Here is a 14115-nt window from a genome sequence, read left to right as displayed (position 1 = left end):
CTTCCCCACCCGTGCCCGCCGACGGCACCGCCGCCCAGAACACCGGGCCCGCACCCGAAGCCGGGGGCCGTCTGCGCGTCGTGCTTCTGATGACAGGCAGCTGTCTGCCGATCCTCGGCGCGGTGCTGCTCGCTCCGGTGCTGCCGAAAATGCAGGCGCACTTCGCCACAGTGCCCGGCGCCAAGGCGCTCGTCCCGATGGTCCTGACCGTCCCCGCACTCGCGTTCGCCCTGCTGGCCCCCTTCGCGGGGGTCATCATCGACCGGCTGGGACGCAAACGCCTCCTGATCGTCGCGGCCGTCCTGTACGCGCTGTTCGGCACCGCACCGCTGTGGCTGGACTCCCTCGGTGCCATCGTGGCCAGCCGCGCCCTCCTCGGCGTCACCGAGGCCGCCATCATGACCTGCTGCACCACACTGATCGGCGACTACTACACAGGCCGCGTACGGGACCGCTACCTGGCCCTGCAGACCCTGTGCGCCTCTGCCTCCGCCACCGCCTTCTTCGTGCTCGGCGGCGCGCTCGGATCATCGGGCTGGCGTACCCCGTTCTGGCTCTACGCCGTCGGGCTGCTGCTCGCCCCCGCCATGGCCGCGTGCCTGCCCCAGCCCAGGCAGGGCGCAGCCACGGAAAAGGCTGCCGCCGCCGAGGCACGGCCGTTCCCCGTGCGCCGACTGGCGGGCATCTGCGTGCTGTCGGTGTTCGGCGCCATCGTCTTCTACACCGTCCCGGTGGAAACGGCCTACCTGCTGGACGACCTGGGCGTGAAGAGCAGCGGCATCATCGGCATGGCCACCGCGATCGCCAGCGCCGCCACCGTCACCGGATGCCTCACCTTCGCCAGGCTCACCGGCCGGCCGGAGCGCAGGCTGCCCGCGATCTTCGCCCTGTGCGGAGCCGGGTTCGTGATCATGGGCCTGGCCCCCAACACCCCGGTCCTGGTCGTCGGCGCGGTCCTCAACTGCATCGGCACCGGCTTCCTGCTGCCCTCGCTGCTCACCTGGGCGATGTCCAAGCTGGACTACGCCGACCGCGGCCGCGGCACCGGACTGTGGACGGCATCGTTCTTCTCCGGGCAGTTCCTCTGCCCGCTCGCCCTGATCGCCGTCGAGTCCGCCACCGGCAGCCTCGCCGGCGCCGTCGGCCTCCTCGGCCTGGCCTCGACACTGGTGGCAGCCGGCCTGCTGCCCGTCCTCCGCCGGACGACGGCCCCGCAAGAGACTGTGCAGGCGTGACCCGCCCCCTGGTCAGCCACCCGACGGGGCCGGCTGACCAGACTCTTCCTTCGGTCCGGCGCGACGCACCGGCAACCGTCAACTCCCTTCGTCCTGCGCGTGACGACACCACCGGCAAACAGACCCGCTCGGCCTTGGCGCGCACTGCGAATCCAAGGAACCGGCCGTCGTCCCGAAGTCCGACAGCGCCGTCGAGGGCGACGGCACAGGCGTGAGCTGTTCGGCCGCTGCGGCAGGAACCGGCGTGGCCTGGTCACCCTCCAAGCCCTCGGCATCTCGCGCCGGACCCGTCGCCCTGGTGAAGATCCCGTTTCGGCGAAGATCCCCGTTCTCGGCTCCGATACGCCGCGACCCTCCGGCTGCACGGGACGGCCCTTGCGTGCCGGAGAGCGACTGCCAATGCTGGTCTCCCGGCGGCGCATGCCCCGAGCACCGGAGCGCGGATCATGAAGACACCTCACCACGAGTCGGTCCTCTCCCGGGCGGCTCGCATCCTGGAGGCCTTCAGCCAGGACGAGCCGGCGCTGACCGTCTCGGAGATCGCCCGCCGCAGCGGGCTGCACGTGGCGACGGCCTCCCGGCTCGTGGCCGAGCTGGTGGCGCACGGCTTCCTCAGCCGGGACGACGACCGGCAGGTGCGGATCGGTGTGCGACTGTGGGAGCTGGTGACACGCGCTTCGCCGACGCTCTCGCTGAGGGACACCGCGATGCCGTTCATGGAGGGCGTGCACGACGTCGTCGGCCACCACGTGCAGCTGGGCGTGCTCAACGGCGACGACGTGCTGTTCCTGGAGCGCCTCTCGGCACCCGGCGCGGTGATCAACTACACCCGGGTCGCCGGCCGGCTGCCCCTGCACGCCTCCTCCAGCGGCCTGGTGCTGCTCGCCCACGGCCCCGTCTCTCTGAGGGAACGCATCCTCGCCGGCCCCCTCACCACCTACACCCCCCACACTCCGGCCACCCCGGCACAGCTACGCGCGATCCTGGCCGACGTCCGGCAGCAGGGATACGCCTACTGCCCCGGCTACGTCCACGAAGAGGCCCTCGGGATCGCCGCCCCCGTGCGCGGCGGCGACGGCACGGTGCTGGCGGCGCTGGCCGTCATCGTGCCCAACGACGCGAGCGCCCAGGCGGTCGTCCCCGTCGTACGGACCGCCGCCCGCGGCATCTCGCGCGCCCTGGGCAGCACGTGACGACGGGGCTGCGGGCGGTCATGCGACGGTGGCGCGACATCGGTGTGACATCCGCACGAAATTCGTCTCTCCGTCTCTCACTGAATGAGAATGCCGTCGCGAGCAAGCCCCGGCCCTGAGCATCCTGCCTGCATTCCACAGACGGGAGGCGACGACGTGGTCGCAGACAGCCTGCTCCGGGTCCCCCAACCCGCCCTCTCCAGGGTGACCTTGGAGATCCGCGCCAAAGACACGGTCGCCGACGGCGTCGTATCTCTCACTCTCGCCCACCCGGACGGCGCGCGGCTGCCGGACTGGACCCCTGGCTCGCACATCGACCTGGTCCTGCCGGAAGGGACGACCCGGCAGTACTCCCTGTGCGGTGACCGGTGGGACGCGTACACCTACCGCATCGCGGTCCTGCGCGAGCCGGCCGGGCGTGGCGGCTCGGCGTACGTGCACGACCGGCTCGCGCCGGGTGACCTGGTCGGTGTCGGCGGGCCGCGCAACCACTTCCCGCTGGTTCCGGCCGACCGGTACCTGTTCATCGCGGGCGGCATCGGCATCACCCCGCTGCTGCCCATGATCCACCAGGCCGAACTGATCGGCGCCGACTGGCAGTTGCTGTACGGAGGCCGCAGCCGTGCCTCGATGGCGTTCCGCGAGGAACTGTCGGCCGCCCACGGCGCCCGAGCGCACATCAGCCCCCAGGACGAGTGCGGCCTGCTGGACCTGGCCCGTTGGCTGGACGCCCCGGATCCCGCCACCAAGGTCTACTGCTGCGGACCGGCGCCGCTGCTGGCGGCCGTCGAGCAGGCCTGCGCCGCCTGGCCCTCGTACAGCCTGCGCACCGAGCGCTTCAACGCTGGCGCCCTGCCGGAGCCCGTCCACCAGACTGCCTTCGAGGTGGAGCTACGTCGCACGGGCCGCACCGTGATGGTCATGCCGGACACCTCCGTCCTGCACGCCGTACGACAGGCGGGAGCCGACGTCCTGTCCTCCTGCGAGCAGGGCACCTGCGGCACCTGCCTCACGCCGGTGCTGGAAGGGACGCCCGATCACCGGGACTCGGTCCTCGCCGACCACGAACGGGCCGCGAACGACTGCATGCTCCCGTGCGTATCCCGCTCCCGCGGTGACCGCCTCGTCCTCGACCTCTGAGCCGCACCCGCAGACATGCCCCCATGCCCGTGCCCTCTTCCGTTTGGAGCCGTCATGACCCACGCACCGGCCGCCGCCGTCGCGCTCCCCACGAGTGACGCGGACCCCTTCGCCGCCGAACATCTGGCACAACCCGAGCCGCTGCACCAGCAGTTGCGGCAAGCCGGCCCCGTCGTCCACCTGACCCGCTACAACGTGTACGCGCTGGCCCGCTACCGCGAGGTGCACGCCGCCCTGGTCGACTGGCAGGCCTTCCAGTCCGCCGCCGGCGTCGGACTGGCCAACTTCCGTCACGAGAAGCCCTGGCGGCCGCCGAGCCTGCTGCTGGAAGCCGACCCGCCGCACCACGACGCGCCGCGCCGTGTCCTGCGCGAGATCCTCGCACCACCCGCCCTGCGCCAACTGCGCGCGACGTGGCAGACGGCCGCCGAGGAACTGGTCGACACCGTACTGGCCGACCGGGGCAGCCAGTTCGACGCCTTCACGGACCTGGCCAGTGCCTTTCCGCTCCGTGTGTTCCCCGACGCCGTCGGACTGGGGCCCGAGGGACGGGACAACCTTCTGCCTTACGGCAACATGGCCTTCAACGCTTTCGGACCGGCCAACGACCTCGTGAAGGCCGACGCCGACAGGGCGGCCGACTTGTCGGCCTGGGTGAACGCCCAGTGCGCCCGCGAGGCGCTGAGCGAGGACGGTTTCGGCTCCCGTATCTGGGCCGCCGCCGACCGCGGCGACCTCACGCACACCCAGGCACCCCTGGTGGTGCGCTCCCTGCTCACCGCCGGCGTAGACACCACTGTCCACGGCCTCGCCGCCACCCTCTACGCCTTCGCCACCCATCCCGACCAGTGGCAGCGACTGCGCGAGCGACCCGAGTCGGCTCGTGTGGCGTTCGACGAGGCGGTGCGCTGGCAGTCACCTGTGCAGACCTTCTTCCGTACCGCCACCACCGACGTCACCATCGCCGGCGCCCTCATCCCCGAGGGCACGAAGATCCTCATGTTCCTCGGCGCCGCCAACCGCGACCCGGCCCGCTGGCTCGATGCCGACCGCTTCGACCTCGCCCGGGACCCCTCCGGCCACGTCGGCTTCGGCATGGGCATCCACCAGTGCGTCGGCCAGCATGTCGCCCGCCTGGAGGCCGAGGCCCTGCTGACCGCCCTCGCCCGCCGCGTGGAACGCATCGAGCTCACCGGCGAACCCCGCCGCCATCTCAACAACACCCTGCGCTCCTGGGCAGCGCTCCCCGTCACCGTGCGGCCCGCAAGCTGACCTCCGGCAACCGCACCCCGCCCAACCCACCTACATCGCACAGCGAGAGGACCACCTCCATGCCCCACCACGTACGCGGCGTCATTGCCCGCGCCAAAGGCGAGCCGGTAGCCGTCGAGACGATCGTCGTGCCCGACCCGGGCCCGGGAGAGGCAGTGGTGAAAGTCCAGGCATGCGGTGTCTGCCACACCGACCTGCACTACCGCGACGGGGGCATCAACGACGACTTCCCTTTCCTCCTCGGGCACGAGGCGGCCGGCGTCGTCGAAGAAGTCGGCCCCGGAGTGACGGACGTCGAACCCGGCGACTTCGTCATCCTCAACTGGCGCGCCGTGTGCGGCCGCTGCCGCGCCTGCCGACGCGGACGCCCCCAGTACTGCTTCGATACCCACAACGCCGCACAGAAGATGACTCTCCTGGACGGCACCGAGCTCTCGCCCGCCCTCGGTATCGGAGCCTTCGCCGAGAAGACGCTGGTCGCCGCCGGGCAGTGCACGAAGGTCGACCCGGCCGCCTCACCGGCCGCGGCCGGTCTGCTCGGCTGCGGGGTGATGGCCGGCATCGGCGCGGCCATCAACACCGGCAACGTCGGCCGAGGAGACACGGTGGCAGTCATCGGCTGCGGTGGCGTCGGGGACGCCGCGATCCTCGGGTCCCACCTGGCCGGTGCGGCCAAGGTCATCGCCGTCGACATCGACGACCGCAAGCTGGCCACCGCCAAGAGCCTGGGCGCCACCCACACCGTCAACTCCAAGGAGACCGACCCGGTCGAGGCGATCCGCGAGCTGACCGGCGGGTTCGGCGCCGACACCGTCATCGAGGCCGTCGGCCGACCGGAAACCTACCGGCAGGCCTTCTACGCCCGCGACCTCGCCGGCACGGTGGTCCTGGTCGGGGTGCCCACCCCGGAGATGACGCTCGAGCTGCCGCTGCTGGACGTCTTCGGCTGCGGCGGAGCCCTGAAATCCTCCTGGTACGGCGACTGCCTGCCCTCCCGCGACTTCCCGATGCTCATCGACCTCTACCTGCAGGGCCGGCTGGACCTGGACGCCTTCGTCACCGAGACGATCGCCCTGGACGAGGTCGAGAAGGCCTTCGAGCGGATGCACGACGGCGACGTCCTGCGCTCAGTGGTGATGCTGTGATGACCGGCGTCCGCATCGAGCACGTCATCACCTCGGGCACCTTCAGCCTGGACGGCGGCACCTGGAACGTCGACAACAACGTCTGGATCGTCGGCGACGACCACGAGGCGGTCGTCATCGACGCCGCCCACGACGCGGAGGCGATCGCCCGTGCCGTCGGAGACCGCCGTCTGGCCGCCATCGTGTGTACTCATGCCCACGACGATCACATCAACGCGGCCCCCGCCCTCGCCGAGGCCACCGGCGCGCCCGTTTTCGTCCACCTGGACGACTGGCTGCTGTGGAAGCACACCCACCCCGACCACGACCCCGGCGGTTACCTCTCCGACAACCAGCGCATCCCCGTCGCGGGCACGGAACTGCGGGTGCTGCACACCCCTGGGCACACGCCCGGGGCCATCTGCCTGTACCTGCCCTCGCTCGACACCGTCTTCACGGGCGACACGCTGTTCGCGGGGGGTCCAGGAGCGACCGGTCGGTCGTACTCGGACTTCCCGACCATCATCCGCTCGATCCGGGACCGCCTCCTTGTGCTGCCACCGGCCACAGAAGCGCGTACCGGGCACCACCATCGGCGCTGAGGCACCCCACCTCGCCGACTGGATTGCACGAGGTCATTGAGTGGCGGCGCTCAGCCAGGATGCCGGGCCAGATGGGGGCCGTGAGCCTCGGTGGTCCGCGCACCGCGCGGTCCAGCACTGGTTGCCGCCATTTCGACCGGAGTGGGATGACACTCGCCGGAATGAGCCTTGCTGACTTCAGCTCAGTGACGACGTGTCTGCCCCGGGTGCCGGCCGGTGGACGGCGGCGCACCGGCGGTCCCGCAATACGCTGGTGGCGGCATTCCGGCCGCGCCGCGTTCTCGAGTACTGCGATCAGCCTTTCGGCGAGTTCGCTCATTCCGGCACGCAGTGCCGGAATGAGCGTGAATGCATGAGGCTACCCCAGCCCAGCAGCGTCGTACTGTCGGCTCGCCGTCTGAAGTACGGGCACGATGTCGGTGAAGTTTGCGACATCCGCGGCGAACACTGCGCCCACTGCGGCCACTCCGGCTGTCATCGAATCCATGCTCGCGAATTCCATCCGTGTGACGGCGACAAAAGGTGGCGGGGTATCCGGAGTCGTGCCGTGCAGGCCGCGATCGACGGTCACCGTGATCAGTCCGTGCTCGTCGAACAGGCGACGCGCGAGGGGGATGTGGTGATCGAGGTAGTACGTCCAGTCAAAGGAGGTGTGTTCCGCATAGGGATACAAGATGGCCGTCACGGCTTGTGCGTTGGTCATAGAGAAGCTCTCTCCTGGCGAGGCCGAAAAGTATGTGGACCGGGACATGTGGGCTGGGAGGGCGGCGACACAGTCGCGGGCCACCGTCCTCCCGAGCCCGAGGAGCCGATCAGGCTCGTTGGAGTTTCGAGGCGAGGTACTCCTGGATCAGGTCGTACATGCCCTTGACACTCGGTATCAGGGCGCTCATCGTGAACGACCCGTGGATGAGGCCGTCGAAGCACTGGTACTCGACCGGGACGTCCGCGGCGGCGAGGGCTTGGGCGTATTGCTGGCCCTCGTCTCGGATGAGGTCGATTTCGGATGTGATCACCAGAGCGGGTGCCGTGCCGGCAAGGGACTTCGCCCGCAGGGGAGCGTTCGCTTCGGTGACTTCGGCGCCGCCGAGATAGAGCCCCCAGAACCTGTCATGCGTCGCGGCGGTCAAGAAGGGCCCGTGAGCGAACTCCGCGTGGGAGGCGCCGGGGGATTCCGGGTCGGTGGTCGGGTAGATGAGCACCTGGGCAGCGAGGGGAATTCCCTCATCGCGTGCCCGGATAGCGGCGAGGGCGGCGAGGTTGCCTCCGGCGCTCTCTCCCATGACGGCGATGCGTGCGGGGTCGCCGCCGTATTCGGCGATGTGTTCATGCGTCCATCGCAGAGCCGCGAATGTGTCCTGCGTGGCCGCCGGGAAGGGATGTTCCGGTGCCAGACGGTAGTCGACCGAGACGACGACCACGCCGTTCTCCGCCGCCAGCCGCCGGCAGGTCGGGTCGACGCTGTCGAGGGAACCGGAGATGAAACCGCCCCCGTGGCAGAAGACCACCGCTGGAAGGGGCCCCTCGGCCGAGGGCAGGTAGACGCGGACCCGCGCATCGCTGACGTCTTCCACTCGCATCACCGGACCGGGAACCTGCATGTGGGCCCCGGCCTCGTTCATGGCCCGGAGCTCCTCGACGGGGGCTTCTTCCATCGTCGCGGCCCCGGAGTTGAGCATCCCGGCGACCACGAGTGCGGCACCCGCGTCGAGCCGGGCAAGTGGGGGGAGGCTCGATGCGGCGCCGTCGAAGGAGAGTCCCGCGAACCCGCTCTCCGCGGCCTGGACCATGATCTGGCGATAGAGAGGTGAGCCGGCGAAGAAGACATAGGCCCCCTTCGGTTTGCCCTCGATGTTGCCGCCGGTGTACCAGGACTTCTCCGTCTTCGCGAACAGGCTCATCCTGTACACATCGTTGACCAGCCGGGTCCACGCCTTCTCGGCCTCGGGAGTCGCTTCGACCGTACGCGCCCCGCGCGACAGCGTCGTCTGGACGGCGTCGGCGGCGAAGTCGATCTGGTCCTCGATGATCAAGGGGGAGTTGGTCTGGGAGACGACACTGAGCGGTCCGCTGATGGTGAACAGGTTCGGGTAGCCCGCGACCTGGAGTCCGAGATAGTTGGCCGGCCCATCGGCCCATGTGTCCCTGAGGGACACACCGTCACGACCGGTTGTGGGGAAAGTCAGCGCCGGGCCTGTGAACGCGTCGAACCCGGTTGCCAGGATGATCGCGTCGAAGTCGTACGACGCCTGGGTCGTCCGGATCCCGGTGGGTGTGATGGCTTCGATCGGCGCGGACCGGACGTCGACGAGGTCGACGTGGGCAAGGCTGAACGCCTCGTAGTACGACGTTTCGAAGGTAGGCCGTTTGGTCCCGTACAGATGGTCGTCGGGGCAGAGCAGTTCGGCGGTCACCGGGTCGTGCACGCGCTCACGGATTCGGTCACGGATGTAGGAGGCAGCTGTTTCGTTGGCGGTCTCGTTCACCATCAGGTCACCGAAGGTCGAGGTGAGGAACCTGAAGCCGCCGTGCTGCCATTCCCGGTCGTAGACGCGAGTCCGCTCCTCCGGATCGACCGCCAGGGCCGACGGCGCGGGCCGATCGTAGGGCAGATCCCCGACCCGCTCGCGCGAATCACCGCGGAGCTCCTTCCAGTTCTCCGCGTTCCAGCGCTGCTGCTCTGCATCGACCGGCCCATTGCCCAGAGGAACAGCATAATTCGGCGTGCGCTGGAATACCGTCAAGTGCCTGGTGTTCGGTGCGATCTCCTGGATGACCTGGATGCCGGTGGAGCCGGTACCCACCACCGCGACCCGCTTGCCCGCGAAATCGACCTGGCGGTCCGGCCAGCTGCTCGTCCAGTAGAGCTCGCCCGCGAAGCTGTCGATCCCGGTGAACTCAGGCCGTTTGGGTACAGACATGGCTCCCACGGCCGAGATCACGAACCGTGCGGTGCATTCCGCACCGTCACTGGTGGCCACCGTCCAATGGGCCGACACTTCGTCCCAGGTCAGAGATGTCACTCGGGTGTCCAGGCGGAACGAACGGCGAACGTCGAGTTTGTCGGCAGCCCACTCCAGGTAGTCGAGAATCTCCTGCTGTCCCGCGTACTTCTCGGTCCACCGCCATTCACGCTGCAGCTCGTCCGAGAACGAATAGCTGTAGTGGACCGATTCTGTGTCGCACCGGGCCCCGGGGTAGCGGTTGAACCACCAGGTGCCGCCAACGCCGCCGGCGGCCTCGAAGCCCTGGACCGACAGTCCGAGCTGATCGCGGAACTTGTGGACGGCGTACAAACCGGAGAACCCGGCACCGATGACCACCACGTCGTGATCAACTGTCATTGTCTACCTCCTGCATCGGCTCTGTGGCGTGCACGTTAGGTGTGGCGCACGGGCCGGAACTACGGTCAGTCGGTCAGTCGAGCCGCGGGTCTTTGACCATTTGGCGCATGACGATGCAGACTTGCGAACGTGTCCGGAGAAGCGGCGAGCGACCAGGCGAGCCTCCTCGGCGGTGTGCAGGACATCGTGTCCGGCCTTCTGCCGACGGCTTGCGCCATCGCTGACGACCTGGCCTCCTGCGTCATCGAGCGGACGCCGGAAGTGCACGGACTGGGCTTGGAAGGTCTGGTCACCGCCAATTGCACAGCACACATGACCGCCTTTCTCGACTACCTCGCCCGTGGCGTACCGGTCGACAAAGTGACGCTGTCGCAAGAAATCGTCGAAAACGCCCGGACCATGGTGCGCAGTGGGCTGACCCTCGACTCGGTGCTGCGCGGCCACCGCGTGGCGGCATCCCGATTCATCGCCCTCTGGACTGACGCCGTCGCCGAACAGCAACGAGGAGACAGCGCGGCGGCGATCGGCATCATCAAGCACGGGTCGGCATACACCCTCGAATGGGTCGATGCGATCTGCGAGTTCATGACGACGCTGTACAGCCATGAAATGGAGCGACTCAGCCAAGAGAGATCCCATGCGCGACTTGAGGAGATCCGCGGCATTCTCAACGGCGACGACCTCCCCGCCGACATCGGCCGCCGCGTGGGCTCCCGGATGAGCGGCGGTCATCTGGCGGTCGTCCTCCGGGACTGCACAGCCGGAGGTGCCGCGCTCGATCCGGCATTGCAACAGTTGTGCGGTGAACTCGGCGTCGACGAGCGGCTCGGCGTGCACGCGGACGAGCGCACCCTGTGGTGCTGGCTCCGGTGGCCCCTCTCACGGCCGGTGTCGCTGCCGCACCCTGCGGCGCCGTTCATGATCGCCGTCGGGCGGCCCGTGGAAGGCCTGGCGGGCTTCAGACGCAGCCACCGTCAGGCCCTTGACGCACTTCGCATCGCCGAACTGGCAGGCAGGCAACCGGGCACCATCACCTACTACGACGAAGTGGACGTGGCCACGGTCTGTACGGCCGACATGGAACGGACTCGCACCTTCATCCAGGCCGAGCTGGGCGCGCTGGTCATGGACGACGAGGCGACCCGACGCACCCGTGAAACCCTCGCCGCGTTCTACGCTGCGAACAGCAACTACCGTGCGGCCGCCGCCCAACTCGGTGTCCACCACAACACCGTGCGCTATCGCCTCCAGCAGGCAGAGCGCGCACTGGGCCGACCGGTCAACGAACGACGCCTGGCACTTGAGCTCGCCCTGCACCTCACCGATCTGATCGGACCTACGCATGCGGAGGGCACGTCCGCATGAACAGGGTGCCGAAAGGGGGCCGGCGGGACCTGGCAACGTCGTAAGTCAACGTCCCACGCTGGGTGTTGCAACCCGCCCTCTGACAGTGTCCGCGGCCGTCACCGCTGCGACCTTCTGCGTTGAAGCCCGCGCCGCAGAGCGGGGGCAGCCGATAGGGCCACGCCCGCAGACGAGCATCGTGGTACGGCATCGCACCCAGTCCACGCTGTGGTAGCGGCGACCTGCTTCTATGCGTGCAGGGCCGCGCCCATTCAGTCGCGGCCTTCGGCCTTCAAAGGGGTGCCTGCTCCAGCACGGTCGATCACATCGGCCGGGGGAAACCGGTTCGCGTCGTCAACACCGCGCGCGGCGGCGGCCACCCGGTCCCGGAACCAGCGATGGGCCGGGTCGTACACCCACCGCGGAGACCACGCCATCGCGATGACGAAGGGCCGGGCAAGAGATGCGGGGACCCGGGCGGCGCGCGTTCCCGTCGACTCGCACCACGCGTCTGCCAGCCGCCGGGGCACGAGCGCGGTGAGATCCGCACCTGCCACCAGCGGGAACAGGGCCACGAAGCTCTCCACCCGCACGGCGATCGACCCAGCGATGCCCTCCCTCTCCAGCAGCTGGCCCGGCGACCATGGCATCAACGGCGCGTCGTAGCAGACGGCCCAGCGTGCCTGCTCGAGATCGTCGTCCTCGGACTGCCGCGTTGCGCTGACGATGCGCACCCACTGGTCCTCGTAGAGGTCGAGCGACGGCGTCCCGTCCGGGAGCGCGACCCGGGGCACGATCACGGCATCATGCCTGTCGATCTCCTCGACGATCCCCGCCCGCATGTCGTTCGTGAGCAGATCCAGGCGGATACGTGCACCGGAGCCGTGTGCCGTGACTTCGCGCACCAGTGGCGTGGCGAGCGCGCTGCATTCGGCGTCGGCGAGCAGCAGGGAGAACTCGCGGTCGAGTGACCCCGGTTGTAGGCCGGCGTTGGCCGCGAAGACGCCGTCGAGTTCCGCGGCCAGCAGGGAGACCCGATTGCGCAGGCGCTCGGCCAGCAGCGTGAGCTGGGTTCCCTGGCCGGGGACTCGGACCAGCAGTTCATCGCCGAAGTGCCTTCGCAGTCGCTTGAGCGCCGCGCTGCAGGCCGGTTGGGAGAGGCCGATACGGTGCGCCGCGGCCGTCACGCTCCGCTCCTGGAGCAGCGCGTTCAGCGGCACGAGCAGATTCAGATCAATACCCATCCCGATCCTTCTTCATCCATGTCGTGAATGAAACCCATATAAAAGTTCCACTGTACAGATGTTGTGGTTGCGATGAAACTGCAAACAGCGGCAGTACGGCCCTGGTGAGAGCGCCGGCCGAGACGGATCGAGCATCGTGAGCGAGTCAGAGAGGACACGCGCATGCACCATTCCTTGGACATCCCGGTGGGGGAGATCACCCTTCGCGGCAGGCTCTACCTTCCCGAGGACGCGGCAGGTCCGGTGCCCGTCGTGATCGCCCATGAAGGCATCGGGAGCGTCGCGGAGATCGGCTTCCCGTACGCGCATCTGTTCACGGACGCGGGTCTCGGCGTCGCCTTCTACGACCACCGCGGACTCGGCCACAGCGACGGCGAACCCCGCCAGCAGATCGACCCGTGGCAGTTCGCCCGCGACATGCGGCATGTCATCACGCATCTCAGCCTGCGTGACGACGTCGATCCGGCGAGGATCGCTGTCTGGGGGTTCAGCCTGGGCGGCATGGTCGGCATGTTCGCCGCCGCGACCGACACCCGGCCGGCCGCTGTCGTCTCCGTCGTACCGCCGGTCAGCGGATGGTCGGCGCGCAAGCTGTTCCCGCCGGCCGAGCTCGCGAGCCTGGATGCCGCCATCGTCGCTGATCGCCTCGGTCAGAGTCGCGGCGAGCCCCCGGTCGTCCTGCAGACCAGCGGCCACCGTACGCCGGACGGCCCTGCTGTGATGTTCACGGACCCGGAGGGCCTCGAGTTCATCAAGCGGTTCGACGGCGTGCGCAGCTGGCGCAACGAACTGACGCTGTCGTCGCTGGACCATCTGTTCGAGATGGAGGTCACCGCGTACGCGGAGCGCATCACGGCGCCGGTTTTGATGGTGCTCGCCGATGGCGACACCGTTGCCCCGGTCGAGGACGCACGCGAGATGTTCAAGCGGATCACGGCCCCCAAGGAACTCGTCGAGTATCCCGGACAGCACTACGGCATCCTGGTCGACCATTTCGAGGAGATCGTCTCGCGCACCACGTCCTGGCTGGCGAAGACCCTCGCCTGATGCCCTTCGCCCGCTGATGCGCCAGCCGCGGATCAGCAACCTCCCCCGGCCGGCTTACGCCCCCTGTCACAGAGACTGTGGCCGTGGCGCTCGGAGGACCGGATACCTGGAGTGCGCCGGTGATCTCAGCCGAGCTCATCCCGAACCGCAGCGGTCCCACACCAGCTCCCGGCGAGGGGCACGGGCTGACAGCGGTGCAAGGTCCGGCATCCGGGGCAGTCCCTCCCCGTTGACGACCGGCCGCTCCTGGGCCGGCCCGCCGTATAAGGGCCAGGACCGACCAGAAGGACTTCGCTACGCTGCTGAACCCAGCCCACCAGTAGCTCGGGGGCACCATCGTGCTGGCGAATGCCCAGGTGAGCGACCCCGCTCGAGGCCCGTTTCGACCTCGTCGGACAAACAACAGGGCAGGGGTTGCTGCGCGGATCGGGGGCCCTTGGGCTGTTGTCGGACGGCCGGTTGGGTGGTCTGCTGCAGCAGCCGTGTCCGCACCGCCGTGGTCCGGCGCGGTGGGGTGAAGCGGGCCGAGGACGGGCGGCGCCTTCACCGACGGCGGTTGTCGGTGAAGGC

At 68.9% G+C, this 14115-nt stretch carries 10 protein-coding genes and 1 pseudogene; 8 read left to right on the top strand and 3 right to left on the bottom strand.

The window, feature by feature from the left end:
- The 6 genes and pseudogenes from FNH08_RS27215 to FNH08_RS27190 all read left to right on the top strand — a co-directional run.
- The coding region (locus tag FNH08_RS27215) for an MFS transporter (RefSeq protein ID WP_407704459.1) at nt 1-1235 on the top strand (1235 nt) is incomplete at its 5' end.
- 446 nt (nt 1236-1681) lie between these two features.
- The gene (locus FNH08_RS27210) at nt 1682-2428 is read left to right on the top strand and encodes an IclR family transcriptional regulator (RefSeq protein WP_152774171.1); all 747 of its coding nucleotides are present in this window, start codon (nt 1682-1684) and stop codon (nt 2426-2428) included.
- A 156-nt stretch (nt 2429-2584) separates the two neighbouring features.
- Nucleotides 2585-3568: a PDR/VanB family oxidoreductase gene (locus FNH08_RS27205; protein WP_407704457.1), complete on the top strand. Its 984-nt coding sequence runs from the start codon at nt 2585-2587 to the stop codon at nt 3566-3568.
- 54 nt (nt 3569-3622) lie between these two features.
- Nucleotides 3623-4840 (top strand): cytochrome P450, encoded by a 1218-nt coding sequence (locus tag FNH08_RS27200; RefSeq protein ID WP_152774169.1) that lies wholly within the window; start codon nt 3623-3625, stop codon nt 4838-4840.
- Nucleotides 4841-4899: 59 nt separating this feature from the next.
- Nucleotides 4900-5985 (top strand): S-(hydroxymethyl)mycothiol dehydrogenase, encoded by a 1086-nt coding sequence (locus tag FNH08_RS27195; protein ID WP_152774168.1) that lies wholly within the window; start codon nt 4900-4902, stop codon nt 5983-5985.
- Nucleotides 5985-6606 (top strand): annotated as a pseudogene (locus FNH08_RS27190) (MBL fold metallo-hydrolase). Before FNH08_RS27195 ends, FNH08_RS27190 begins: the two are co-directional and overlap by 1 nt.
- A gap of 318 nt (nt 6607-6924) precedes the next feature.
- Here FNH08_RS27190 and FNH08_RS27185 read toward each other — a convergent pair.
- Both FNH08_RS27185 and FNH08_RS27180 read right to left on the bottom strand, forming a co-directional pair.
- Nucleotides 6925-7269, bottom strand: coding sequence for an EthD family reductase (locus FNH08_RS27185; protein WP_194238630.1), 345 nt, complete (start codon nt 7267-7269; stop codon nt 6925-6927).
- Nucleotides 7270-7378: 109 nt separating this feature from the next.
- Nucleotides 7379-9910 (bottom strand): flavin-containing monooxygenase, encoded by a 2532-nt coding sequence (locus tag FNH08_RS27180; RefSeq protein ID WP_152774166.1) that lies wholly within the window; start codon nt 9908-9910, stop codon nt 7379-7381.
- Nucleotides 9911-10039: 129 nt separating this feature from the next.
- Here FNH08_RS27180 and FNH08_RS53630 point away from each other — a divergent pair, with 129 nt between their 5' ends.
- Nucleotides 10040-11275 carry a PucR family transcriptional regulator gene (locus tag FNH08_RS53630; protein ID WP_152774165.1) on the top strand — a complete coding sequence of 412 codons (1236 nt, stop codon included), beginning with the start codon at nt 10040-10042 and terminating at the stop codon, nt 11273-11275.
- A 251-nt stretch (nt 11276-11526) separates the two neighbouring features.
- On the opposite strand, the gene FNH08_RS27170 is transcribed toward FNH08_RS53630, so the two are convergent.
- Nucleotides 11527-12498 carry a LysR family transcriptional regulator gene (locus FNH08_RS27170; protein ID WP_152774164.1) on the bottom strand — a complete coding sequence of 324 codons (972 nt, stop codon included), beginning with the start codon at nt 12496-12498 and terminating at the stop codon, nt 11527-11529.
- Between the two features lie 162 nt (nt 12499-12660).
- Between FNH08_RS27170 and FNH08_RS27165 the strand changes: the two genes are divergently transcribed.
- Nucleotides 12661-13545, top strand: coding sequence for an alpha/beta hydrolase (locus FNH08_RS27165; protein ID WP_152774163.1), 885 nt, complete (start codon nt 12661-12663; stop codon nt 13543-13545).
- The last annotated feature ends 570 nt before the right edge of the window (nt 13546-14115 follow it).

Source organism: Streptomyces spongiae (assembly GCF_009377185.1).
Lineage (GTDB): Bacteria > Actinomycetota > Actinomycetes > Streptomycetales > Streptomycetaceae > Streptomyces > Streptomyces spongiae.
The sequence above is the reverse complement of the archived record's forward strand: the minus strand, read 5'-3'. Positions and strand labels throughout refer to the sequence as shown.